The sequence below is a fragment of the Psychrobacter sp. Rd 27.2 genome (assembly GCF_001921755.1).
GTDB classification, from domain to species: Bacteria; Pseudomonadota; Gammaproteobacteria; order Pseudomonadales; family Moraxellaceae; genus Psychrobacter; species Psychrobacter celer.
On record NZ_MRYB01000009.1, the window covers coordinates 1 to 26,698 of the forward strand.

The following is a 26,698-nucleotide window of genomic DNA, read 5'->3' on the forward strand; positions in this document are numbered from 1 at the left end:
GTGCGCTTAACCTTTGCTATTGCTAACTTGTCCATAAATAAGTCCCTTTTTCGTAAACTTATTTTAGGACGGGACAGCATCATAAAAAAAGCCCTCACACTTTATGTTGAGGGCCTTTTATTGAGAGGTGCTTTACCAGATACCGCCTATTTAGCAAAGATAGCGGTCACATCGTCTTTATCGAACGGATAGATCTCACCGCAAAAACCGCAGTCCATCTCAAACGTCCCGCCTTGCTCTTCGATGATATCTAACGCTTCTGCTTCACCGATTTGCTCGATGGCTGTCTCGCACTTTTCGCGTGAGCAAGTACAGCCAAATGATAACGCCACAGGCTCAGGTGCCACGATGTTTTCTTCATGATACAAGCGGTATAAAATCTCGCTGGTATCGAGTGTGGTCAGCTCTTCTGCTTTTAGCGTACGCGTAAGGACGCTTAAGCGCGGCCATAGGTCATCATCGATGCCGGCGTCTTGGTTTTGCTCGACCTCGTAGGTTTCCTCAGCGGTACGTGGCAACATTTGTACCAAGATACCCCCAGCTTGTAGACCATCTGATGCCAAGTTGATCAGCGTTGGAATCTGCGCGGACTGCTTTTGATAGTGCGCCAAGCAGTCTGCCAAATTGTCATGACTACGCTCGACGATACCTTGGTAAGAGTCGCCGCCGTCAGGCTGGATATTGATAAACAATACGCCTTGACCCATCGCGCCAAGCTCGGCAAAAGCGTCTTTGGCTGTGATCATGCTCTCCCACGCTTGTGCTTGCGCGTCGGTGTCGGCTTTCCAGCTGGCAAGCGCACGGATGATGCCGTCTTGGTCACACTCCGCCATCGCCCAATTGAGCAGGCTTTCAGGGTCTGAGGACTGCAGCTGGATAGACAGCCGGCCGTTGATTTTGACAGTGCTGATCAGCAAGCTTGCCGCTGTCATCATCTCGCCCAATAAGCGTTTGATCGCTTCAGGATAGGGCTTTTGGGCAATCGTGGTCGCATAGCTGCGCGATAGACGCACCACATCACCGCGTACAGGCGAGTCTTCAATAAAAAAGCGCTGGCGAATGTCGTTGTAGCTGGTGGTTTGGGTGTCAGTATTTGGTGCTTGAGTATCTTGAGTCATAACTGGCTTATGTCATTGAGAAGTTGCTAACTTTATGGGGATTGTTGCGTATTTATCAATCTTATCAATTACCCTTGATGGCCGCCGCGGGCTAGATGGGTAATCGCCAAAAACCATCATTCTATATTTTGCGCAAAAAAGTTTACCGCCCGTTGCAATTTTGTTGTACAGTAACATTAAGTTGCATTGTGATAAACAATAGCAACAACGACAAGGATGCATGACAACCAGTCAGTCGATAGAGGGTGATTTATAGACCCTTTATCGTCCAAGCACTCGTTTAATTTAGTGATAATGTGATAAAAAGGATGTATCTCATGAGCTATCTATCTTCCAAACCTTTCTCTAAGGGCTTGACCCTAGCGGCCTTTATGGCGTTTGGCCTCGCTGGGTGTAATAACAGCAACCAAGCGACCAATGAGGCAGCGCCTGCCGATGAGGCGGGTACCGCGACCAGTGGAGCAAACGGCACGCTACAAAAAATCAAAGACTCAGGCACCATCGTGGTCGGTCACCGTGACTCTTCTATTCCTTTTTCTTATATCGCGGACGACCCAAATCAGCCGATAGGCTATGCCCACGATCTAGAGATGAAAGTCGTCGAGGCCGTCAAACAAAGGCTCAATATGCCTGATCTTAATGTCCGCTATAACCTTATTACCTCGCAGACGCGTATTCCTTTGGTACAAAACGGTACTGTGGACTTTGAGTGTGGCTCAACCACCAACAACGAAGAGCGCCAAAAGCAAGTGGCCTTCTCCAATGGTTTTTTTGAGATTGGGACGCGTCTGTTGACCAAAAAAGACTCCGGTATCAATGACTTTGCCGACTTAAAAGGCAAGACGCTAGTCACCACCGCTGGCACGACATCAGAGCGCTATATCCGTCAATATAATGACGACAATCAGATGGACACCAACATCATCTCAGCAAAAGATCATGGCGAGGCGTTCTTGATGTTAGAAAACGGCCGCGCTGACGCTTTTATGATGGATGATGTGCTGCTCGCTGGTGAAAAAGCCAAAGCCAAAAACCCAGATGAATGGGTCATCGTCGGTGAGCCGCAATCGTTTGAGATCTATGGCTGTATGATGCGTAAAGACGACCCTGAGTTTAAAGCGGTGGTCGATGAAGCCTTGGCCAATGTCTTTAGCTCAGGCGAGATCAATAGCATCTATGATAAGTGGTTCTTGAACCCAATCCCGCCAAAAAACGTCAATCTCAACTTTGAGATGTCTGACAACCTAAAGGCATTGATTGCCAACCCGCACGATGGTGCGCAGCCAAAAGCGGCGCCAGCACAGTAATCGTTGTCCCAAACCCTAGCTGGCCTATGCGTACGTCATGTGTTGTTTGACGCATAGGCTTTTTTATCGCTGCTTGGAGAGTGGAGAGACAACCATGAATTATAGCTGGAACTGGGGTGTGCTGTTTGAGCAGACCGGTATCGGTAGCGAGCTGTATATCCATTGGATGATTACCGGTCTTGGCTGGCTGCTACTGATTGGCAGTATCGCTTGGGCCATCGCCATGATCGTCGGCACCATCTTAGGCATCATGCGCACGTTGCCGAGCAAGACGGCGCGAGCGATTGGTACCGCTTACGTGACGTTTTTTCGTAATATACCATTACTCGTACAGCTGTTTTTTTGGTTTTATATCGCCCCTGGTTGGCTGACACCAACGATACAAGAATGGTGGTATAAAGACCTGTCGCCCAATACCTCTGCCATGCTCTCGGCGAGTATCGGTTTGGGGCTGTTTACGGCCGCCCGTATCGTCGAGCAGGTGCGCACGGGTATCGAATCGCTACCAGATGGCCAAGTCAACGCCGCCTATGCGCTTGGCTTTAGCATCCCGCAAGTCTACAAAGAAGTCCTACTACCGCAAGCCTTTCGTATCATCTTGCCGCCGCTCAGCTCTGAGCTGACCAACTGTTTTAAAAATGCCTCAGTCGCTTCGCTCGTTGGGGTGATGGAGCTGATTAGCCAAACCAAAACCATCAGTGAATACACGCAAAACAGCATTGAGATCTATACCTACGCGACGATTATCTACTTGGTATTTAACTTGTCCTTAATCGCGATAATGGGACTGATCGAGCGCAAACTGCGCGTGCCTGGGCTGATTGCAGGAGGTCAAAAATGAATATGATGACTGAGCTTGCCACCGCTTATCCCGGTTTGATGGGTGGCATGCTGACCACGCTTAAGGTATTGTTTTTGGCGATTTTGGGCGGTATCAGTTTGGGGACGGTACTGGCGCTGATGCGTTTATCGGGTATCAAAGTGCTTGAGATACCAGCAAAACTGTATGTGAATTATTTTCGCTCAGTGCCCTTGCTGCTGGTGCTTTTGTGGTTTTATTTTGCCGTGCCGATGATTTATTTTTGGATCGTGGGTAAGTATCTACAGCTCGATGCGGCGTTTGCCTCTTGTGTGGTGGCCTTTATGATGTTTGAGGCGGCGTATTTTTCCGAGGTGGTGCGTGCTGGCATTCAATCGATCGGCAGCGGGCAGGTCAATGCCGCCAAAGCGCTGGGCATGACTTATGGGCAGACCATGCGTTTGGTTATCTTGCCGCAAGCCTTTCGCAAAATGCTGCCGCTGATTTTGCAGCAGTGTATTATTTTATTCCAAGATACGACGTTGGTGTTTGCCATTGGTTTGACGGATTTTTTCCGCGCAGCCTACGTGCGCGGTGAGCTGATGGGGCTGCTGACGCCTTATATCTTGGGCGCTGGTGCGGTTTATTTTGTCATTAGCTTGAGTGCGTCTATGGGCGTGCAGCAGCTACAAAAGCGTTTGCGGTTCTGACACACCCTAAACTGCGCGGTCGCGGTTGACGAAATTTTTAAACAATGATTATTAAGATAATGTGGTTAGGAGCCAGTAATGAACAATGCTGATATGTATGTAAATGCCTTTGGCGGGCTGGTCACCAATAATGGTCATGCCAGTGATGAGATGGTCATTGAGATGGCAAATGTCAGTAAGTGGTATGGCGACTTTCAAGTGCTGACTGACTGCACCGCCCATGTGCATAAAGGCGATGTCGTCGTAGTTTGCGGGCCATCGGGTAGTGGCAAATCAACGCTGATTAAGACGGTCAACGGGCTTGAGCCTTTTCAACAAGGCGAGATTATGGTCAATGGTGTCTCTGTTGGCGCGGCCAAAACCAACTTGCCCAAACTACGTAGCCGTGTCGGTATGGTGTTTCAGCATTTTGAGTTGTTTCCGCATTTGACCATTATCGACAATTTAACCGTCGCGCAAATCAAGGTGCTGGGCCGTAAAGAGTCTGAGGCTAAACAAAAAGCCATGGCTTATCTAGATCGCGTGGGGCTGAGTGCGCAGGCACCAAAATATCCTGCTGAGCTATCAGGCGGTCAGCAGCAGCGCGTGGCGATTGCCCGTGCATTGGCGATGGACCCTGTGGCGATGCTGTTTGACGAGCCAACCTCGGCGCTTGATCCTGAGATGATTCAAGAGGTGCTTGATGTGATGGTCGAGCTGACTCGTGATGGCATGACCATGATGTGTGTGACCCATGAGATGGGCTTTGCCAGTCAGGTCGCCAATCGCATTATTTTCATGGATGAAGGTCATATCGTCGAAAATTGTAGCAAAGATGAGTTTTTTGAAGGGGCAAAAAGCGCGCGCGCCCAGCTGTTTTTGTCCAAGATTTTAAATCATTAATAGCAAGGTTTTTGCTGCTACTTTAGCGCCTTGATGTAGAGACTGTTCAATGAGCCCTAAGTATTTGCCAAAAAGCGTCTATGAATTTAGGCGCTTTTTTTTGGTTTTTTTGGCTATAACGATCCAGTAGCGGGGGATAAGCAAGTAGATGAGTGCATGACTGTTTACTGCTACAATAGCGCTCAAGATACCGACAATGAAAAGTTTATACATTATATTGGAGCTATTATGAGCATAGAAAATGCCGACACCCTCGCAAACTCAAAAAACCCCGCCAATGCTGAAAACCCTTTACATACTGAAAACCCCGCGCCAGCGGAAAACCCTGCGTCAGCGGAAAACCAAGGCATCGTTATCGTTGGTGCCGGCTTGGCAGGTTGGCACGTCATCGATGCCATTCGAGCAAAAGACAAAGACGTCGCCATCACTCTTATCACTGCGGATAATGGTGATCGTTATCATAAGCCAATGCTGACAATGGCTATTAGCCAAAACAAGCGGGCGGCAGATTTGGTACGTGCGACTGGCGCTGACGCTGCCAAAGCGGCAAACGTCAATCTGCTGGCCAACACGCAGGTCACGGATGTTGACGCTACTACGCAGCAGTTGCAGCTGGTCTCTGCCCTGCGCTCTGACCCTGTTTATACCAATTATGCCACCATCAGCTATGACAAGTTGGTACTGGCGATGGGCGCGCAGCCGATTTTTCCAAAGAGCCTGCCGGAGGATTTGGTGTGGCATGTCAATCATATTGAGCGCTTTGGGCAGCTACAAGAAAAGCTGGCAGCAGGCAGTCAGCATGTTGCCATCGTTGGCGCTGGTATGGTGGGGACAGAAATCGCCGAAGATTTACTCAAAGCTGGACATAAAGTGACCTTGATTGATTTAAATGACGCGCCTTTATCACAAATGCTACCAGCAAAAGCGGCCGCTCGTATCGCGGCGGCGGTCCAGTCCCAAGGTATTCACTTTTTGGGTGGTTATCAAGTATCGGGTGTCACGCGTCAGGAGGACGGCAAGCTACAAGTCCGCTATGCGCCAGTGGCAGACAGTGCTGGCAGCGCGGCCGCTCAGTCCTCCGAGCCTTTGGTCGTCGATCATGTGATTGCCAGTACTGGCCTCACGGTTGATGCCAGACTGCCCACTGCGGCAGGGGTGGAGTTCGATCGCCGGACTGGTATCGTGGTGGATGCCACCACCTTACGTACGCAAGCGTCAAATATCTATGCCATCGGTGATTGTATGTCTATCAATGGCGTTGCCTGCCGTTATGTTGCCCCGCTGCGTGCGCAGGCGGCGACCATTGCCGATGATATCTTAGGGATGGCACATGACGGCTACGATCATAAACCGCCAATGATTCGCCTAAAAAATAAAGCCATCTCTGTTATGGCCACTGGCGTACCACAAGCGACAGGCAATTGGCAGGTAAAGACTGACACGGATGACGAATTAATCATGGAATTGCTAGATGATAACAATGACGTCAGTGCGACAGTAACGATTAAAGCGCCGCCAATGGTTAAATCTTAATCACCGCTTCATCGTTGCAAGTTTAACTTTTAGCTTTAATTTCTAGTTTTAGCTTTTCTCAAGAGCCAGCTGTGTAACAAATACGTAGCTGGCTTTTTTGCCGACAATAATCGCGGGTTTTTATGCTATCTTTTACTGGGCTAATATTTTTAGCGGTTAATTTAAATGATACATAATGTATTACTATTATTGACAGTTTCGTTTTAGGCGGTATAGTAGATGAATCATCTATGATAGATACTCAAGGAAGAAAAATTGGCCCACGGGCGGTTTTTGAGTAGAATAAAAAGCACAACGAAAGGACTCGTTATGACGCAACCTACTGCATTTGACCACATATTAAGCAACATCCCTACCGTAAATATGGGCGCGCGCTCAGCGAATGCGCCACTGACCCAAAGCTATGATAAAGGCCCTGATGTGCCGCTGATTGAGGCGACCATCGGCGACTTTTTTGACGCCATTGTTTCCAAATATCCAGAGCGTGAAGCGCTGGTCGTCCGTCATCAAAACATCCGCTGGACGTACCGCGAATTGCAGCAACATGTCAATCAGCTGGCCAGCAGTATGATCGAGATGGGACTGGAGATTGGCGATCGCATCGGTATCTGGTCGCACAACAACGCCGAATGGCTACTTATGCAGCTTGCCACGGCCAAAGTCGGCGTGATCCTCGTCAATATCAACCCGGCCTATCGTACCTTTGAGCTGCAATATGCGCTCAATAAACTCGGCTGCTCAGCACTCGTGCTTATGCGCCATTTTAAAAGCAGCGACTACGCTGGCCTTATCCGTGAGCTGTGCCCTGAGATTTACCATAAAGACTACACCCAGCTGGATTTGGTCGAGATTCCAACCATCGAACGTATCATTTGGATTGATGAGCCAGACTCTGACGAAACGTTTGGTTTTATGCAAAAATTCTCTGACTGGATGGCGGAAGGCGATGCCAACGATCCGCGCGTGGCCGAGCGTCAAGCACAGCTAAAAAACACAGACGCTATTAACGTTCAGTTCACCAGTGGCACAACTGGTACGCCAAAAGGCGCGACCTTAAGCCATCGCAATATCCTCAATAATGGCTACTTCATCGGTGAGGCGATGAACCTTACCTTCGAGGATAGACTGTGTATTCCTGTGCCGCTATATCACTGTTTTGGTATGGTGCTCGGCAATTTGGCCATCTTGACGCATGGCGGTTGTATCGTCTATCCCAATGATGGCTTTGAGCCTTTATCAGTCCTGCAAGCGGTCGAAGAAGAAAAATGTACGGGGCTGCATGGCGTACCGACGATGTTTATCGCCGAGCTTGATCATCCTGAGTTTGAAAACTTTGATTTATCGACCCTGCGTACAGGCATTATGGCCGGCTCTAGCTGCCCGATTGAGGTCATGCGCCGTGTCATTGATAAGATGCATATGAAAGAGGTGACCATCGCTTATGGCATGACCGAGACCAGCCCGGTTTCTTGCCAGACCAACGAGCACACGCCGCTTGAGAAGCAAGTCTCGACCGTTGGCTTGGTACAGCCTGCACTTGAGGTAAAAGTCGTCGATACCGAGACGGGTGAGATTGTGCCATTAGGGGAGACAGGAGAGCTGCTCACACGCGGCTACTCGGTGATGAAAGGCTATTGGGGCAGCCGTTTTAAAACCCGTGAAGCGATCCAAGATGGCTGGATGCATACTGGCGATTTGGCTACCATGGATGAGGACGGCTATGTCAAAATCGTCGGCCGTAGTAAAGACATGGTCATCCGCGGCGGCGAAAACATCTATCCGGTTGAGATTGAGAACTACTTATATCGCCATCCCAAGATTCGCGATGTACAAATCGTTGGCGTACCAGATAAGCGGTATGGTGAAGTGCTGGCCGCTTGGATTATTCCCAAAGAGCCGGGCTGCTTGAGTGAAGACGAGGTGCGCCAGTTTTGTAGTGAGCACATTGCTCATTATAAAGTACCGACTTATTATCGGTTTGTTGAAGAATATCCGATGACCATCACCGGTAAAATTCAAAAGTATAAGATTATCGAGCAGATGAAAGCAGAGCTGGGTTTAGACTAAGCGCACTTCTCGAGTACAAAACATCCACGACACCGGTGAGTGATATAAAAGACAAATGGCTGGCAAGCTATCGGTTAGCAGTCGTATAACCAGCAGTCACTATAAACCATACAATCAATCACTTGCACTTACGCAGCAAAGAAAAGGGATATCATGAGCACTATCATAACCAGTAAACTGAGTCCAAACGCCAGCGATTTTCAGCAAAACCGTGCCGCCATGCAAGAGATGGTCGATGACTTATATGTACACCTGCGTAAAGTCGCTCAGGGCGGCTCAGAGCGGGCGCGAGCCAAGCATTTAGCGCGTGGCAAACTGCTGCCACGTGAGCGAGTCGAGCGTTTGCTGGATGCCGGCACCGCATTTTTAGAAGTGGCTCCGATGGCGGCGCACGACATGTATGGCGAAGAGATACCCGCCGCGGGCGTGATTGCCGGTATTGGCCGTATCAATGGCACTGAGTGTATGATCGTCTGTAATGATGCTACGGTAAAAGGCGGCACCTATTATCCCATGACGGTCAAAAAACACTTGCGCGCGCAAGAGATTGCGCAAGAAAACAATCTGCCTTGCGTGTATTTGGTGGACTCAGGCGGCGCAAACTTGCCCAACCAAGATGACGTATTCCCTGACAAAGAGCATTTTGGCCGTATCTTCTTTAATCAGGCCAATATGAGTGCGGCGGGTATCCCGCAGATAGCGGTGGTTATGGGTAGCTGTACGGCAGGCGGCGCGTATGTACCGGCGATGAGCGATGAATCCATCATCGTCAAAGAGCAAGGCACTATATTTTTGGGTGGGCCGCCACTGGTAAAAGCAGCAACAGGTGAAGAGGTCAGCGCTGAGGATTTAGGCGGCGGTGATGTGCATACCCGTCTGTCTGGGGTGGTCGATCATTTGGCACAGAGCGACACGCATGCGCTATCGATTGCGCGTGATATCGTCAGTCACCTTAACCGTCCTGCCAAGCAAATTCCCAATCAAATCAAACCGCGTCCACCGCGCTACGATGCCAAAGAATTATACGGCATCATTCCGACCGATAAGCGTCAGCCCTTTGATATCAAAGAAATCATCGCTCGCATCGTCGATGACAGTGCCTTTGATGAGTTTAAAGCGCGCTTTGGCAACACGCTGGTCTGCGGCTTTGCTCATATCGAGGGCATGCCAGTTGGCATTATCGCCAATAACGGCATCTTGTTTAGCGAGTCGGCGCAAAAAGGCACGCACTTTATCGAGCTGTGCTGCAAGCGTAAAATCCCGCTGGTATTCTTGCAAAACATCACCGGCTTTATGGTCGGCCGTAAATACGAAAACGAAGGCATCGCCCGTCATGGTGCTAAGATGGTCATGGCAGTGGCCAACGCCAAAGTGCCGAAGTTTACCGTCATCGTCGGTGGTTCGTTCGGTGCCGGTAACTATGGTATGTGTGGCCGTGCTTATAGTCCGCGTTTCTTATGGATGTGGCCAAATGCGCGCATCTCTGTGATGGGAGGTGAGCAAGCGGCGTCGGTATTGGCCACCGTTAAGCGCGATAACTTCGAGCGTAAGGGCGAGACATGGAGTAGCGAGGACGAAGCGGCCTTTAAAGCACCGATTCGAGATATGTACGAAGCGCAAGGCCATCCGTATTATGCCACCGCGCGCCTGTGGGATGACGGGGTGATTGATCCTGCTGATACGCGTCAAGTGCTGGCATTGGGGCTAAGCGCCGCCTATAACGCTCCGATTGAAGAGACGAAGTTTGGGGTCTTTAGAATGTAGATTGGTACTATATTTTCGATGAGAAAATGCTTTGGTTTAAAATAAAAACTGGGTTACTAAGGCAGAGAACATTACGCAAAACTATCCGTAAAAAAAGACATGCAAAAGTTACTATAAAATATTGAGATAACCCTAATTGAGATAACCCTATATGAATAATTATAAAAGCCTATTGGTTGATATCGAACAGCACGTGGCGACGGTGACGCTAAACCGTCCTGAGATACGCAATGCCTTTAACGATGAAATGATTGCTGAGCTGACAGAGGTTTTTACCACGCTTGGCACTGATGATAATGTGCGAGTCATCGTGCTAGCAGCAGCAGGCAAAGCGTTCTGTGCGGGTGCCGATTTAAACTGGATGCGCGCCATGGCGGATTATAGCTATGAAGAAAATCTAGCCGACGCCGATAAACTCGCGCAAATGCTCAAAACCATTTATGAGTGCCCAAAACCAACCGTGGCTGCCATTCAAGGCGATGTCTATGCAGGTGGCATGGGTCTGGTCGCCGTCTGTGATGTGGCCATCGCGGTGAAGATTGCCAATTTCTGCCTCAGTGAAGTGCGTTTGGGACTAGCGCCTGCCACCATTAGTCCGTATGTCGTAAGAGCATTAGGGGCTAGGGCATCGCATCGCTACTTTTTAAGTGCAGAAGTGTTTGATGCCAAAAAAGCGCGTCAATTAGGCTTTATCCATGAGCGCGTCAGTGAGGAAGCGCTCGACGATGCGGTGGCAACGTTTTGTGCCAAAATGGTCAAAAACAGCCCCGATGCGGTGAAAACCTGCAAGCAGCTATTGCATGATATCGCAGGCGCGCCCATTAGCGACGAGCTGATCGCCGATACGGTAAAAGGCATCGCTGATATCCGCTCATCCACACAAGGTAAGGAAGGCGTGCAAGCGTTTTTGCAAAAGCGTAAGCCTGATTGGTTGACGGCAGATTAGCGACAAAAAACGATAGCCAAGCCGACAAATAAAAACGACAAGACACAGGGATAGTTATGTTTTCTAAAATTTTAATCGCCAACCGTGGTGAAATTGCCTGCCGTGTGGCCGCGACTGCCAAGCGCTTAGGCGTTCGTACCGTCGCTGTTTATTCTGATGCCGACCGCGGCGCCAAGCATGTCGCTGTCTGTGATGAAGCCGTTTATTTGGGTGGCTCATCGCCGAAAGACAGCTATCTAAAAGGCGATGCGATCATTGCGATTGCTCTCGATGTGGGCGCGCAAGCGATCCATCCGGGTTATGGGTTTTTAAGTGAAAACGCCGACTTTGCTCAGGCTTGTCAGGATGCAGGATTGGTGTTTATCGGTCCATCCGCTGATGCGATTCGCGCGATGGGCGGCAAGTCTGAGTCCAAGCGTTTGATGGAAGCGGCTGGCGTGCCATTGATACCGGGTTATCATGGCGACAATCAAGATGCCCAGTTTTTAAAGCAGCAAGCAGACAGCATTGGCTATCCTGTGTTGATTAAAGCCAGTGCCGGCGGCGGCGGTAAAGGTATGCGTATCGTCGAGCACAGCAGCGATTTTATCGAAATGCTAGACTCTTGTCGCCGCGAAGCAATCACCAGCTTTGGTAATGATCAGGTACTCATCGAAAAATACGCGCTAAAGCCGCGCCATATCGAAATCCAAATATTTGGTGATACGCATGGCAACTATGTGCATCTGTTTGAGCGCGATTGCTCAGTGCAGCGCCGCCATCAAAAAGTGCTAGAAGAAGCGCCAGCGCCAGGCGTCGATGCAGCGATGCGTGAAGCGATGGGGACAGCGGCGATTGAGGCGGCGCGTGCGGTCAGCTATGTCGGTGCAGGGACGGTTGAGTTCATCGTTGAGCAGCGCGAAGGCGAGATGAGCTTTTATTTTATGGAGATGAATACCCGCCTACAAGTTGAGCATCCAGTCAGTGAAGCCATTACCGGTGTCGATTTGGTCGAGTGGCAGCTCTTGGTCGCCTCCGGTCAGCCATTGCCAAAGTCGCAGGATGATTTGACGATTAATGGTCATGCGATTGAGGCGCGTATTTGCGCGGAAAACCCTGACAATGATTTTTTGCCAGCGACGGGTACACTCTTTACGTATCAAAAGCCTGAACACAGCACCTTTGATGTTACCGATGTACGTATCGACGATGGGGTACGCGAAGGCGATGTGATTAGCCCGTTTTATGACTCTATGATTGCCAAGCTTATCGTGCATGCGCCGACTCGCGAGCAAGCGTTAGCGAAACTCGATCGCGCATTGGCACAAACGCGCATCGTGGGCTTGCCAAATAACGTGGCGTTTTTGCGTTATATCTTGAATACAGAGTCGTTTAGTCAAGCCAATCTCGATACGGCGCTTATCGAGCGCGAGGCGGACGAGTTATTTGATCAGCATCCACTTGATTTATCGACGCTGGTTGTGACTGCTATCGCCCAGCAGTTGGCTAGTGAAGGCATGGCGCAAGACGCCGATCCGTTTAGTAAGCCGACAGGATTCCGTGCTTATAACGATTATACACGCTCGTTTAGCTTGGTTTATGATGAGCAAGCTTATAGCGCTCGTATTAGTCATTGGCACAACGCCACTGCCACTGCTGGCAAAAAAGGCACAGATAATCTGAGCAGCTTTACCCTAGTGATCGAAAAAGAAATCGCGAACGCTGACGAAACTGCCAATGCCAATGTCGCCGCGCCAACCGAAGCGGTATATGAAGGTGAGGTCAGCTACTCCAGCGATGACGCGCACAATCATACATTATGGCTCGATGGCGCACGTATCAATGCGCAGAGCTGGGTGAACTATGAAACCGTCTATGTGTTCACCGATCGTGGCCGTGACGAGATTACACTTGTCGATGTGATGGCGCATGTAGGCGAAGAGTCTGCGGCAGTCGGTAGCTTAAAATCACCGATGCCAGGGCAGGTCGTTGCCTTTAAAGTGGCTGTCGGCGATAGTGTAAAAAAAGGCGAGCCACTCGCCGTGATCGAAGCGATGAAAATCGAGCACACCATTACTGCACCCACCGATGGCGTGGTGGGAGAGTTGTTATTTGCAGCGGGCGATTCGGTGGCCGATGGTGATGAGCTGCTGCGTATTGATACCGAAGCTAGTGAAGTTTAAGGTAAGGACAATAAAAGGATAATAATCATGAGCCATTCGTATCCAGAGCACGTCACCATCGTTGATGTCAGCCCGCGTGATGGCTTGCAAAACGAAGCCATGACGGTACCGACGGCGGTTAAGCAAACGCTTATCAACGATTTAATCGCAGCAGGCGTCAAAAAGCTGGAAGCAACCAGTTTCGTCTCGCCAAAGTGGGTACCACAAATGGGCGACAACAGTGAGCTGATGACCGCGCTGGCAGATAGTAGGCGTGATGACGTTATTTATTCGGTACTGGTGCCCAATATGCGCGGCTTTGATAATGTTATCAATTACCGCCCTGATGAAATCGTTATCTTTGGTTCAGCTAGTGACACTTTTAGTCAAAAAAACATCAATTGCAGTATCGATGAAAGTATTGAACGTTTTGCACCCGTTGCCGCTGCGGCAAAAGCGCAGGGCATAAAGGTACGCGGCGTCATCTCTTGCACGGTCGGTTGTCCTTATGAAGGCGAGATTGACCCAAGCCAAGTGGCGTATGTCACCAAACGTTTGGTAGAGATTGGTGCTGAGCAGATTGGTATTGCTGATACGATTGGTGTTGGTACGCCGCTGAAAGTGCAGCGCGCCCTACAAGCTGCTTTAGAATATGCTGATATCAGCATGCTATCAGGGCATTTTCATGATACTTATGGTCAAGCCGTCAGTAATACCTTGGCCGCCTTACAGATGGGCGTCAGCGAATTTGATACCTCGGTTGCGGGTCTTGGTGGCTGTCCGTATGCCAAAGGTGCAACGGGTAATGTCGCCACCGAAGATGTCGTCTACATGCTGCATGGTATGGGTATCAACACAGGCATAGATTTAGATGAATTGGTCGTCGCTGGTGAGCGTATTAGTGAGTTTCTCGGTCGCCGCAATGGCTCAAGCGTGGCGCGTGCGCTGATTAATAAGCGTCAGTCTTAACGAAAAAATAAAGCGAGTCATAAGCTAAATGAATAGAAGTAAATGAATAGATGGCTGGTGTAAATTTTTTGAAGCCTCTGGAGTGACGCAGTCGCACAGCAAGCGATAAAAATTTGTACCAGCTATATGGTCTCTTTTTAAATGGATCTAAATTTTTAAGAAATTAAACATCAAAATACAAGGAATGGTTATGAGTTTACCCGGATTGAATTTCCAGCTTGGCGAAGATATCGACGCACTGCGTGACGTGGTACAGCAGTTTGCGGCTAATGAAATCGCTCCGCGCGCCAGCGAAATCGACAGCAGCGATGAGTTCCCAATGGATTTATGGCAAAAGATGGGCGACCTAGGTCTGCATGGCATTACTGTTCCTGAAGCGTACGGCGGCTCGGACATGGGCTATGTGGCTCATATGGTGGCGATGGAAGAGATCAGCCGCGCTTCTGCCTCTGTGGCACTAAGCTATGGTGCGCACTCTAACCTATGTATCAACCAGATTAAACGCAATGGTAATGAGGCGCAAAAACAAAAATATTTGCCTAAGCTCATCAGTGGTGAGTTCATCGGTGCGCTCGCGATGAGTGAAACCGGCGCTGGCTCAGATGTGGTCAGTATGAAGCTCAAAGCCGAAGAAAAAGACGGCCATTATGTATTAAATGGCAGCAAAATGTGGATCACCAATGGCCCAGACGCCGACGTGATGGTGGTGTATGCCAAGACCAATCCAGAGCTGGGTGCCAAAGGCATGACCGCATTTATCGTAGAAAAAGGCATGAAGGGCTTTGGCACCGCACAAAAGCTCGACAAGCTCGGCATGCGCGGCAGCCATACCGGTGAGATGACCTTTGATAATGTCGAAGTACCAAGTGATAATATCTTAGGCGGCGTCGGCAATGGCGTCAAGGTGCTAATGAGTGGTCTTGATTATGAGCGTGCGGTACTTGCCGCAGGTCCTATCGGTATCATGCAAGCGGTGATGGATAATGTCGTGCCTTATATCCACGACCGCAAGCAGTTCGGTCAAGCGATTGGTGAGTTTCAGCTGATCCAAGGCAAAGTAGCGGACATGTATACCATCTTGCAAGCAGGGCGCAGCTTCTTATACACCGTTGGTAAAAATCTTGACATGTTGGACGCGCGCGGTGCTGGTCATAGCCGAGAAGTGCGCAAAGACTGTGCCAGTGTGATCTTGTGGTGCGCCGAAAAAGCCACGTGGATGGCAGGCGAGGGCATTCAAATCTTCGGCGGTAATGGCTATACCAACGAGTATCCACTTGGCCGCTACTGGCGTGATGCCAAGCTCTATGAAATCGGCGCGGGTACCAGTGAGATACGTCGTATGCTAGTTGGGCGTGAGTTATTTAACGAGACTAAGTAGCAACACGTAATTTCACATTAAACCAAAAAAGCAGGTCGCTTAAAACGTCCTGCTTTTTTATGTTTATTTTATGTCTTATAAAAATCTTAGATCAAAAATGTTATGTCTGTTTACTATGGTCAAAATAGCGTGCCAGACCATTTAGTAGTAAATCATCACGTAGTCGTACTGGGCGATTGACATGCTGGGCGATGATGGCGGCATCACCACCCGTCATGATGACTTCGAAGTTAGGATGACGATGGCTGATCTCGTTGATAGCGCCAACGATAGAGAGCAGTATACCGCGATGCACCGCGTCTTGGGTGGTCATGCCCTGACCGACGCTATCAAAGGCACCGTTAGAGATGGTGATTTGCTTGGTACCAGAAAATAGCGACTCACGCTGCAAATAAATACTGGGAAAAATATAACCGCCTAAATGTGTCGCATGGTCAATCAAGTCAATCGTCACCGCGGTCCCGCAACCTATCACGCACTGGCGCTTTTTTTTATCGACTGCGCCTAGCATCTGTAGCCAGCGATCACAGCCGAGCTGCTGATCGTTATAGTCGCTACGCATCAATGGGTGCGCGGCATCGACGTGGACAAACTCAAACGGGATATTTAGACGGCTGAGGGTTTCGGTGACTTTTATATTGAGCGCTTCGCCGAGCACAGATGAGATACCGATAAAATCGGGCGCATATCGCTCAAAGCGATCGGTGAGACCCATGAGTAATTCGGCAGGCGCTTGCAAATGCTGCTTGGCATCATGGTCGACGATCTGACCGATATCATCGGTGAGCCAGTATTTTAAGCGGGTATTGCCAAGATCTAACCAGAGCATAAAAATCCCTTTATATAGTCAATTCACTAAAAAATGTTATGGCAAAGCTTGTAGTTGAAGCTTGTCAATAAAACCCAGAGACTTTTATGCCATAAGGGCGATAGCGCCCGCAGGCTCTATGCGTTAGGCCTGATGAATCACGTCAATGCGTCCAGTAAAAAGCGCAGAAATATTACCGTTATCTTGGCACAATTGCAAACACCCATGTGTATCGATACCGCAGGCATATCCTGTCACTACAGTACTATTGCCATGGTGCTCTTGAGTGACACGTAGGCGCCGTCCTGCGAGGGCATCGACGTCATCAAACTGCTCTAAAAAACGATCCAAATAGTAGGTATGACCGGTGGGTTTTTCTAAACTAAAATATTCAAAACGCGTCATCGCTGCCATCAGCGCTTTGCTCATTTGCTGATAGAGTGTTTTGAGATTTGGCAAGCGTATCGTCGCCGCGTCAGGCAGCATCTGACAGATATCTTGTAGACTGATCGCCTGATAGCTCATACCTTCGCAAGTCTGCGCGGTCAGCGCTGGTGCCGCTTGTACATTTAGCCCCACACCCATCACCACACCGACCAACTTGCCTGCTATGGTGACAGGCTCTATCAAGATACCCGCAAGCTTTGAGAACGGCTGAGTTTGTATTGCTTGCTCAGAGGGTGTCAACGCTGGCTTAGATATGGCAGCATAAAAGCCCAAGTCATTGGCCCATTTTACCCCGATAGGCGTCAGCTGGCGCGCGCGCAGTTGCTCATTGAGCGCTTGAATGACAGGCATTTTTGCCAGCTCGACACCGATGACTAAAGACAACAAACCGCTAATCGGCTGATGCACAGGGTGATATAACGACAAGTAAACATTACCAGGTGGCGACTGCCAAGAGCGTCCGTGCTGCCCGCGACCAGCGCTTTGGGTGTCGGCAGTCAGCAGATGCATCTGTGCGGCATCAAGCGTGCCATCTTGTACCGCTGTGATCAGCTCGCTATTGGTTGAGGCGCTACTAGCGAGGTGCCGATGGTTGAGCTCAGGCAAATGTACAAGCGTTGGCGATGTATCTGATACAGTTGGATTAGAGACATCGGCTAAAGGGTCAAAAGAAGCGGCAGATAAAGGGGCTGATGGCGGCATAAGTTTCGTCGATGTGGTTAAGGTCGTAGGAACAATCTTTGCTATACTGAGCGCGGGTCACGGCTTGGTATGAATAAGCGCGAATGAGCATGAATAAGCACAGTGACGCGGCTTAGTAGCGGTAATCAAATAGCATAAAGATCGGCTGCCGGTTTGGCAAATGGAATATATAGTCAATTGCAAATAAAACGGTTATATAAAGTTAAACGCACTACTGGTATAAGTTTTCCTTGCGTGCTGTGCCCGCCCTGCAAATGCGCAGATGCGCTAAAAATACTCCAAAAAACTCTAAAACCACAAAATAAAAGGCTGAGCTAATGATGTTATATGTATGGTTTGTGATTGCAGGGGCGTTTGCTGGGGTCAGTGCAGGGTTGTTTGGGGTAGGCGGCGGTATGATTATCGTGCCCGCCTTGGTGTGGATATTTACCGCCTATGACTTTTCGCCTGATGTCATCACCCATCTGGCGATCGGTACCTCGCTTGCGACCATCATTGTCACCTCTATTAGCTCGTTGACAGCACATAATAAACGCGGCGGTGTGCGCTGGGAAGTCTGGCGCAAAATGGCGCTGGGCTTGGTCATCGGAAGCCTTGTCGGTGCCGGTATCGCTGATATGATTGATGGAAAAGTCTTGCAAGCCATCATCGGTGTTGGCGCGTTATTGGTCGCGCTAAAGATGCTGTTTTTGTCTAACAAAGAGCAGCTCGGCAAGCCTTTGCCGCCCGCTGGCGTGCAGTTTGGCGCGGGTACAGGGATTGGTATGGCGTCCTCTATCTTTGGTATCGGCGGTGGTAGCTTGACCGTACCGTTTTTAAACTGGGCAGGACTGCCAATGAAGCAAGCGGTTGGCACCTCGGCCGCGTGTGGCTTACCGATTGCGGTGGCAGGCGCGGTAGGATTTGCATGGTTTGGTCAAGACGTGGTCAATTTGCCTGAAGGTACGCTCGGTTTTGTCCATATCACAGGGTTTTTATGCATATCCGTCGCCAGCTTTATGATGGCAAAGGTCGGTGCTAAGCTTGCACACGTTTTGCCAGCCGCCACGCTTAAGAGCGCGTTTGGCGTGTTGTTATTGTTTGCCGGCGGGCAGCTGTTGTTAAGTGCGATTGGGGTGATATGACTTATCTTTTTTCAAGCGCATCGAGCCCCAAGCGCATCCATTTCATGGCCAGCTCGTCATGGTCGGTGAGCATACTCCATAACGCATCTTCGCTAAAGATAGAGTGCGCTTCGCCCGAATGCGCGATGGGCAGATCTGCTTCACGGTCTTTCATCCACTGCGGATCCAGATAGTAGGTTTTTAGGTCATTTAGCAGCGCTTCTGCTTGTGCGAACTGCTCTTGCGCCTCTAGTTGCTGGCGGTATAGCTCGCACCACTGCTCATATTTTTGTTGTAATTCTTGCGGATTATAATCAGTCATTTTAATGCCCTTAACTTTTAGTGCTTAGAGGAATCATTATTATTTTAAGCCTTATTATAGCATCTCGTACAAAGTCCAAAAAATCGTCATCATTTGCGGTAGAATAGCCGCCTGTTTTTGTTAAGTTTGTCGATCCTTCATGCGTCTAAAATCTCTTAAGCTGGCAGGATTTAAATCCTTTGCCAATCCTACGACCTTTACCTTTCGTCATGGCATCACCGCCATCGTCGGGCCAAACGGCTGCGGCAAATCCAACGTCATCGATGCCATTCGCTGGGTGCTGGGTGAGACCTCCGCCAAGCAGTTACGCGGCGGGGCGATGAGCGATGTTATCTTTGCCGGTACCCAAGACAAAGCGGCCAAAAGTGTCGCCAGTGTCGAGCTGACCTTTGAGCATACTCAAGATGAGCAAACTGGCATTCGCCATGAATTAAATTTGTACCATGAGCTCTCTGTGCGCCGTCAGGTCAATAAAGAGGGACGCTCGGATTACTTTATCAATGGCACGCGCGCGCGCCGCCGTGATGTGGTCGATGTGTTTTTGGGTACTGGGCTTGGTGCGCGTAGCTATGCGGTGATTGAGCAAGGCATGATTGGGCGTATTGTCGAGTCAAGCCCGATGCAGCTACGTGAGTTTATCGAAGAGGCGGCTGGGGTATCGCGCTATCAAGCACGCAGAATAGAGACACAAAAAAAACTTGAGAAAACCCAAGACAATCTGGCGCGCCTGCATGACATGCAAAGCGAGCTGGTCAGTCAACAAAAACGCCTGTCCAAGCAAGCCGCTAGCGCTGAGCGTTATAAAGAGCTGGCACTGACACTGGCGGACATCAAGCAGCAACTGGCCATTCAGCAGCTGTATCAGGCCAAGCATAGCCAGCAGCAGCAAAAACGCGCCCATGAGCAAAGCTGTGCTGAAACCGCTCGACTGCAAGCACAGTATGAGGATCTAAAAGCCAAGCAAGATAAGCTAACGGCTCATATCAATCAAGAGCAATGGCTCAAAGACGACGCACAAAGCCGCCATTATCAGCAGCAGCTCAATTATCAAAATGCCGAGCACGCGCTAAACGATGCCAAATCGCAGCTTGCCAGTTTGGCGCAGCAGATGACCAGCTTGGAGCAGCAGCGCGAGCAGGCCGTCAATGAGATTGAACGCATTACCGCCGAGCAAGCCGAGCAGCAAAACGTGCTAGAAAAATTGCGCCCGCAGCTCGATGAGATAGCGAGTAAACGCGAGACGCATCAACGTGACGAGCGGCCGCTACAGCGCGCCTATCATGACGCACAAAACCAGCTGTCACGGCTACAAGACAATCATCGTGTGCTAGAGCAGCAGCAAGCGATTAATAGCCAAGCACAAAAACGCCAGCAGCAAAGCCATGAGAGATGGCAGCGCCGCCAGCAAAACTGGCAAAACCTCTGGCAGCAGCTACAGCAGTCACTGTCTGCCAAAGTAAATGCGGCCAATATACATAGCGCAGATGGACAAAGTCCGACCTTAGCGTCGCACATTGCTGAGCTGAATAAACAGCTACAACAGATTGAGCGCCAACAAGATAGCGTCGATGAGCGACTCTCCGAGCTACAGCCACGCGCGCATGACTTGCAGCAGCTTTTATATAAGCAGCAGCGCGCGCTGGGCGAGGAAGAAAAACGTCATGCAGTGTTGACCAGTGAATACGACACCTTGCATCAGATATTGCATCCAACACCTACGCCAAAATCACAACAGGCTGCTAAGGTAAAAACCACCGATGTAGTAACAACTGATTTAGCAAATCAAGTAGTAAATAACGATAACGACTTAGCCATTACCACCTTGCGCGAGCAGATTGAGCTGAGCGCCGCCGGCAAGCAGCATGCTGAGCTGCTCGATAAAGTGTTAGCACTATGGCTCGATAGTCACGTGCTGGCTTCTAAACAATCAAGTAATGAAAAAGTTAACGGCGACGTGCAAAAAGCGAATAGCTTATGGCACACGCTTGAGTATAACTTAAGGGATTTGTTTACTTATCAGAATGCACAAAACGCGCAGACTAATAAACAAGACAATTCGTCAATAGAAATGGGTCATAGCTTGTGGCTATCTGCTAAGCAAAATGATGTAAACGAAAAGCCATTTGTTGGCGCATTGCCAAATACTTTGACTGATAAAGTACTGCCTTTATCACAGCTGGTAGCTGCACCTAAATTAGCGCTTTGGCAGCAGTGCTATCTATATATCGCAGACCTTACAACAAACAGTCATCAGATCCTCGATGTGCTGGCAGATATATTAAAAGCTCTCCCACCGTCAGCGATTTTGCTAACGTCTGATGGCTGGCTTATCAGTCGTCAAGGTACGATAAATCTTGGCAAGCTTATTGGCGCGCAAGATGGTCAAAACGACAGCAATAGTCAATTTTTGACGCAGCGTTTACAGCAGCGCGAGCGTCTGCAGATCTTAGAAGAGCTACTTGATGGACTTGAGAGTAAAATAGAAGAGCAGCGCAAAGCCATTGCTAATAATCAGCGAAGCTATGATGCGTTGGCGATTGGCTTAGAGGAGGCGCGGGCGCAAGCTGAGCAGCTGATGCGTGATAAATATAAATATCAGGAGCAGCTGACAACCCAGCGCGCTGCCGCTGAGCGCCTGCAAGCAGATAGCCAGCGCCTAACTGCCGACAAAGCAGCCCTTGAGCAAGAGCAGCAGGAACTGGCGCACGAGCAGCAGGCGCTTACGCATGAGCAGCAGCATATCGCAAGCGAGCTGGCAGTCCTTGCGCCGCAAATCACTGAGGCGCAGGCGACTATGCAGCAACTGCAAGTTGAGCGCCGTGAGCAGCAGCGCCGTCAGCAAGCAGATGACGACGCTTGGCAAGCCCTGCAGCTGCGTGTACAGCAAAGCCAGATGCGCCTTGAGCACAGTAGCAGTAGCCTAAAACGCGCAAATGCGCAATATGATAAGGCGCAACAAAACGAGAAAAGTTTAAAAACACAGTATGAGCAGCAGCAAAACAAACTGCCCGCGCTGCAGACCGCCTTGCAGGCACTGCAACAAACGCGCGATGAGCAGCAGTCGCTCTTGGCAGAGCGCGCGGCGGCATTGACCGCGCTAAAAGAGACCTACAATCAGCAGCAGGCGACTTTAGATGCGCTACAGCAGATGCTACAGACGCAGCAAAGCGAGCAGGCCGATCTTGCCACTGAGCTGGCATTGAGCACCGCGCGTTTAGAGGAGGCGAGTCGCTATGCTGAAGAAGCCATGGCCGAGTATCACCGTACCAGCGAACAGGGTGACACCGCGCAATTGATGAGTGTCTCGGGTTTGTTGGCGGATTTTATCGCCCATGATCGCCGCGTGCGTCCTGATAAAATCGCCGAGCTTGAGCGCGAAAAGTCCAAGCTTGAGCAGAAAATCAGCAAGATTGGCGCGGTCAATCTGGCCGCCGTGGCAGAGCTGGCTGAGGTCAATGAACGTCTAGAGCCGCTCGCGCAGCAGACCACAGATATCACCGCCAGTATGGAGACATTGAGCGAGGCGATTGCTGCTATCGACGAGACCACCAAGACCTTGTTTATCGAGACCTTAGAGGCGGTGAATACCGAGCTTGCCAACTTGTTTGCCAAAGTCTTTGGCGGCGGTCAGGCAAGCTTGACCTTAAACTTAGAGGATCTACCAGCAAACACGCCCAAATCAGAGCAGTGGCGGGCAGGGCTGACCTTGATGGCGCAGCCAAAAGGCAAGCGTAATAGCCGCCTTGCGGTACTCTCAGGCGGCGAAAAAACTCTAACAGCGCTCAGTCTTATTTTTGCCATTTTTAAGCAGCATCCTGCGCCGTTTTGTGTGCTTGACGAGGTCGATGCGCCGCTCGATGATGCTAATGTCGGGCGTTTTACTAGCCTCATTCATGAGCTGGCAGATGACTTGCAGTTTATCTTTATCAGTCATAATAAGCTGGCCATGCAGATCGCTGACGAGCTCAAAGGTATCACCATGCCAAGCGCTGGGGTCTCTCGTTTGGTGAGCGTCTCGCTCGATGAGGCGGCGCGCTATATTAGTGAATAACAAGGAGAATGAAGACAGGCGCTAGACAAAACAAATCACGGAGCAATAAAATAGTAATAACAGCAAGCGGCCAGCAATGGTATAGTAAATAGCACGCCAGCAACGTCACACAACTGTGTCAGGCTGATGATAAACGATGACTATATGATGACGATATTCATAAGCCATGCTAGACTATTGCCATTTATTGTTTCTTGTGTATTCCCTTTTGTCATATATTAGGATGTATCTCTCATGACCGCTATTCAGTTTATCTTGATTGCCATTGCTGCGTTTATCGTGCTCGCAGGACTGTATATGGTCATTCGTAGCTTTAAGCGTCGTAGCAGCGCTGACGCTCCTGCCGTCAATTATGACAAAAACGGCATTCCTATCATACCGCGTCACGAGCGCAGCATTGTCGACCAGCCAGATTTAGAAGACACTGTCGCCGGCGAGACCAGTATCGGCCCTGATCGCAGTTATTTAGATACGGTGGTTGAGCAAGAGCCTGTGACTGCGCCTCACAATACCGAGACCCCATCAGCCACGGCGAAAAACTTGGCCGATACGCCTGATAGCAATGATGAAGACTATATGCGCTGGCAAGAAGCTGAGCTGCGCCGTGACGATGCAGAGTTTGCCGACACAGCGGCGCAGATGGGCAGTGAGCAAGAGCTCGATGCGTTCTCAAGTTTGGTATCGGCGACTGACAGCTTGATGCCATCGATTGATACGGCAGAAGAGCCAAGCTTTGATAGCAACAGCCCCATACTAGATCAGCACCTCTCAGAGCCGGTCGATGAAGCGCAAAACGCGCCGCTTATCAACGCCAAAGACAACATCAACATCACTATTTTACCAACCCAGTATCGTGATCGCCCAGCGGCGATTATTCGTGGCCGTGATTTGCTGGCATTGATTGACAAATATGGCCTGCGTTATGGGGCGATGAACATGTTTCACCGCTATGAAAAAAAAGACGGCACAGGCATGCTATGGTTTAGTATGATGGGCATCACCGAAAGCGGTATCGCCCCTTTTGATCCGCATAGCGTCGCGACCAATGTCTATAACGGTGTGGTGGTGTTTTTGTCATTGCCGCATCCACAAGCCGTGCACAGCTTCGATAGCATGATGAGCATCGCTTATATGATGGCAAGCGATTTGGACGCCATCTTACTTGATGAAAATAACGAACCGATCACGCCCGAATACAAGCAGCAGCTACGCAACCAAGTCCGTGACTATGAAGCCTAAGCACCAACGCTAAATAAATCAATAGAAATTAAAGACAAAACCAAAAGGCAAAAAACATCATGATAGTGTGATGTTTTTTGCTTTTTTTATGAGCTGTTTATCACAATATTAGCCAAACTTGTTATGATATCAGCATCTAGAATAATCAAGACGCTGACTATGACCGACCTGCACTTATCGCCTGCCACGGCACAAAAAAACCAACAACCCGCCACACCTGATGACATCGTGGCACAGATGCGCACGCTGATTGCCGCCATCAAAAAACACAATTATGCCTATTATGTACTCGACAATCCTATTTTGGACGATAGCGAATACGATCAGTTGCGCCGCGCATTGCTTGAGATCGAAAAAGAATATCCAGATTTGGTGCAGTCCGATAGCCCCATCAACCAAGTCGGCGACATACCGCTGTCGGCGTTTACGCAGGTGACCCATGACATCCCTATGCTATCGCTTGGCAACGTCTTTGATTATGACGAGCTGCACGGCTTTATGCGCCGCGTCAATGATCGCCTGAGCGATGCCCAGCAAAACCCTGAGTATGAGATGGAGCTAAAGCTAGATGGCCTAGCGGTGTCACTCAAATACGAGTCTGGGCAGTATGTGCAAGCGGTGACGCGCGGTGATGGGCAGACAGGCGAGGACATCACCCAAAACGCCAAAACCATTCGGAATTTGCCGCTGTATCTTTGTGAGGCAAAAGACATCCCGCTATTAGAAGTGCGCGGCGAGGTGCTGATGCCAAAGGCGGGGTTTTTACGTTTAAACCGTCTGGCAGAAGAAAGCGGCGACAAAACCTTTGCCAACCCGCGCAATGCTGCCGCCGGTAGCCTGCGCCAACTCGACCCTGCTATCGCCGCCAGCCGCCCGTTGGCGTTTTATGCGTATTCGGTCAATCAAGGTCTGCCGGCGGCGATTGAAACCCAGTCCGATGCACTTGCTTGGTTAAAAGAGCTTGGCTTTACTGTGAGTGCTGTCGAGGTGGTACAGAATCCACGCGAAGCGCAAGCCTACTATGAATCGGTGATCAAGAGCCGTGACGCGCTACCGTTTGAGATTGATGGGACAGTGATTAAGGTCAACCGTTTGGCATTGCAGCAGCAGCTTGGGTTTTTGTCGCGTGAGCCGCGCTGGGCGACGGCCTACAAATTCCCTGCCGAGACAGTGATGACGCGCTTAAACGATATCGAATGGCAAGTGGGACGCACCGGGCAGATCACACCTGTGGGTAAGCTTGAGCCTGTGCAAGTCGGTGGCGTGACGGTCAGTAACGTCACCTTGCATAACTTTGGCGAAATTCAGCGCTTGGATGTGCGCGCAGGCGATATGGTCAGTGTGCATCGTGCCGGCGACGTCATCCCCAAAGTCACGCGTGTCTGGCACGACCAGCGTCCAGCGGACGCAAAGCCAGTCGAGCTACCATCGGCTTGCCCCGTGTGTGACTCGCCTGTGGTGCTGCCAGAGGGTGAGGCTTTGGCGCGCTGTAGCGGCGGCCTGTTTTGTCCTGCGCAGCAAGTCGAGGCGCTTATCCACTTTGTCTCACGGCGGGCGATGGATATCGATGGGCTGGGCGAGCGCTGGCTGATGAGTTTTTTTGAGCATGGCCTTATCAAAACCGTCGCTGATATCTATGACTTACACAACCATACCGACGAGTTGATCACTTTTGAGAAACTGGGCGAAAAGTCGGTACAAAACCTCATCAGTGCTATCGATGCCAGCAAGCAGACGACACTCGCACGCTTTATCTACGCGCTGGGTATTCGCGGCGTGGGTGAGACGACCGCGCAAAACCTCGCCCTGCAGTTTGGCGAGCTTGATAGTTTGATGGCAGCGGATATCGAAACATTGCTACAAACACCTGATGTCGGTGCGATCACCGCCGAGCTGATTTATGAGTTTTTCCGCGCACCGCACAATATCGAGGTCATCACCGCGCTACGCGAGGCAGGCGTGTATTGGGACAAAGTCGAGCAGGTCGCAGCAGAAGGGCTACCACTTGATGGGCAGACGTGGGTCATCACCGGTGCGCTCGATAGCATGGCACGTGATGAAGCCAAAGCCAAACTGCAAGCGCTCGGTGCCAAAGTCTCCGGCAGTATCTCAGCCAAGACCACCGCGCTACTGGCAGGGGACAAAGCTGGCTCAAAACTCACCAAAGCAGAAAAGCTGGGCGTACAGATAGTAGATGAAGCAGCGTTTTTGGCGATGGTTGGGGATGAGAACCGTTAAAAAATTGCACTGCAATTTTAGGTTCGCAAATAGTGAAAAACAAAAGCATGGCCTCAGCATCGCTTGCTTTAATAGTGAGCAAATATGCGGGTCATGAGCCGTCTTTCTTTAGTGGTTCACTCGGCGCTCGTCCCTCGCGCAAGAGCAGAGCGAAAATTTTCTGCATCTATTTGA

At 50.1% G+C, this 26,698-nt stretch carries 19 protein-coding genes; 15 read left to right on the forward strand and 4 right to left on the reverse strand.

Annotated features, from left to right (window positions below; genetic code table 11):
• Positions 1-146: 146 nt before the first annotated feature.
• A complete protein-coding gene (locus BTV99_RS08655) occupies positions 147-1,118 on the reverse strand; it encodes an Hsp33 family molecular chaperone HslO (RefSeq protein WP_075101978.1) in 972 nt (323 codons plus the stop codon).
• A gap of 317 nt (positions 1,119-1,435) precedes the next feature.
• Between BTV99_RS08655 and BTV99_RS08660 the strand changes: the two genes are divergently transcribed.
• From BTV99_RS08660 to BTV99_RS08710, 11 genes are all read left to right on the forward strand, one after another.
• Positions 1,436-2,425, forward strand: coding sequence for a glutamate/aspartate ABC transporter substrate-binding protein (locus BTV99_RS08660; protein WP_075101979.1), 990 nt, complete (start codon positions 1,436-1,438; stop codon positions 2,423-2,425).
• Positions 2,426-2,519: 94 nt separating this feature from the next.
• On the forward strand, positions 2,520-3,266 hold the full coding sequence (locus tag BTV99_RS08665; RefSeq protein ID WP_075101980.1) for an amino acid ABC transporter permease: 747 nt from the start codon (positions 2,520-2,522) through the stop codon (positions 3,264-3,266).
• Positions 3,263-3,934 carry an ABC transporter permease subunit gene (locus tag BTV99_RS08670; protein WP_075101981.1) on the forward strand — a complete coding sequence of 224 codons (672 nt, stop codon included), beginning with the start codon at positions 3,263-3,265 and terminating at the stop codon, positions 3,932-3,934. The genes BTV99_RS08665 and BTV99_RS08670 overlap by 4 nt, the downstream gene beginning before the upstream one ends.
• A gap of 150 nt (positions 3,935-4,084) precedes the next feature.
• Positions 4,085-4,816 carry an amino acid ABC transporter ATP-binding protein gene (locus BTV99_RS08675; protein ID WP_218607504.1) on the forward strand — a complete coding sequence of 244 codons (732 nt, stop codon included), beginning with the start codon at positions 4,085-4,087 and terminating at the stop codon, positions 4,814-4,816.
• Between the two features lie 228 nt (positions 4,817-5,044).
• Positions 5,045-6,349, forward strand: a complete 1,305-nt coding sequence (locus BTV99_RS08680; protein WP_083608598.1) for an FAD-dependent oxidoreductase — start codon at positions 5,045-5,047, stop codon at positions 6,347-6,349.
• Between the two features lie 309 nt (positions 6,350-6,658).
• Positions 6,659-8,416 (forward strand): AMP-binding protein, encoded by a 1,758-nt coding sequence (locus BTV99_RS08685; RefSeq protein ID WP_075101982.1) that lies wholly within the window; start codon positions 6,659-6,661, stop codon positions 8,414-8,416.
• A 153-nt stretch (positions 8,417-8,569) separates the two neighbouring features.
• Positions 8,570-10,180, forward strand: coding sequence for a carboxyl transferase domain-containing protein (locus BTV99_RS08690; protein ID WP_075101983.1), 1,611 nt, complete (start codon positions 8,570-8,572; stop codon positions 10,178-10,180).
• A 151-nt stretch (positions 10,181-10,331) separates the two neighbouring features.
• Entirely contained in the window at positions 10,332-11,126 is a 795-nt protein-coding gene (locus BTV99_RS08695; RefSeq protein WP_075101984.1) for an enoyl-CoA hydratase/isomerase family protein, read from the forward strand.
• Between the two features lie 56 nt (positions 11,127-11,182).
• A complete protein-coding gene (locus BTV99_RS08700; RefSeq protein ID WP_075101985.1) occupies positions 11,183-13,288 on the forward strand; it encodes an acetyl/propionyl/methylcrotonyl-CoA carboxylase subunit alpha in 2,106 nt (701 codons plus the stop codon).
• Positions 13,289-13,315: 27 nt separating this feature from the next.
• Positions 13,316-14,236 carry a hydroxymethylglutaryl-CoA lyase gene (locus tag BTV99_RS08705; RefSeq protein ID WP_075101986.1) on the forward strand — a complete coding sequence of 307 codons (921 nt, stop codon included), beginning with the start codon at positions 13,316-13,318 and terminating at the stop codon, positions 14,234-14,236.
• A 190-nt stretch (positions 14,237-14,426) separates the two neighbouring features.
• Positions 14,427-15,614, forward strand: coding sequence for an isovaleryl-CoA dehydrogenase (locus tag BTV99_RS08710; protein WP_075101987.1), 1,188 nt, complete (start codon positions 14,427-14,429; stop codon positions 15,612-15,614).
• Positions 15,615-15,714: 100 nt separating this feature from the next.
• Here BTV99_RS08710 and BTV99_RS08715 read toward each other — a convergent pair whose 3' ends face one another.
• Entirely contained in the window at positions 15,715-16,443 is a 729-nt protein-coding gene (locus tag BTV99_RS08715) for a pantothenate kinase (protein ID WP_075101988.1), read from the reverse strand.
• Between the two features lie 123 nt (positions 16,444-16,566).
• A complete protein-coding gene (locus BTV99_RS08720) occupies positions 16,567-17,571 on the reverse strand; it encodes a biotin--[acetyl-CoA-carboxylase] ligase (protein WP_083608599.1) in 1,005 nt (334 codons plus the stop codon).
• A gap of 320 nt (positions 17,572-17,891) precedes the next feature.
• Here BTV99_RS08720 and BTV99_RS08725 point away from each other — a divergent pair, with 320 nt between their 5' ends.
• A complete protein-coding gene (locus BTV99_RS08725; protein WP_075102061.1) occupies positions 17,892-18,695 on the forward strand; it encodes a sulfite exporter TauE/SafE family protein in 804 nt (267 codons plus the stop codon).
• A gap of 1 nt (position 18,696) precedes the next feature.
• On the opposite strand, the gene BTV99_RS08730 is transcribed toward BTV99_RS08725, so the two are convergent.
• Positions 18,697-18,996, reverse strand: a complete 300-nt coding sequence (locus BTV99_RS08730) for a DUF4298 domain-containing protein (protein WP_075101989.1) — start codon at positions 18,994-18,996, stop codon at positions 18,697-18,699.
• A 139-nt stretch (positions 18,997-19,135) separates the two neighbouring features.
• On the opposite strand from BTV99_RS08730, the gene BTV99_RS08735 reads away from it, so the two are divergent.
• The 3 genes from BTV99_RS08735 (at position 19,136) to ligA (ending at position 26,524) form a co-directional block, all read left to right on the forward strand.
• The gene (locus BTV99_RS08735; RefSeq protein WP_075101990.1) at positions 19,136-23,047 is read left to right on the forward strand and encodes an AAA family ATPase; all 3,912 of its coding nucleotides are present in this window, start codon (positions 19,136-19,138) and stop codon (positions 23,045-23,047) included.
• Between the two features lie 234 nt (positions 23,048-23,281).
• Positions 23,282-24,286: a cell division protein ZipA C-terminal FtsZ-binding domain-containing protein gene (locus BTV99_RS08740; RefSeq protein WP_075101991.1), complete on the forward strand. Its 1,005-nt coding sequence runs from the start codon at positions 23,282-23,284 to the stop codon at positions 24,284-24,286.
• A 159-nt stretch (positions 24,287-24,445) separates the two neighbouring features.
• Positions 24,446-26,524: an NAD-dependent DNA ligase LigA gene (ligA, locus tag BTV99_RS08745; RefSeq protein ID WP_075101992.1), complete on the forward strand. Its 2,079-nt coding sequence runs from the start codon at positions 24,446-24,448 to the stop codon at positions 26,522-26,524.
• The last annotated feature ends 174 nt before the right edge of the window (positions 26,525-26,698 follow it).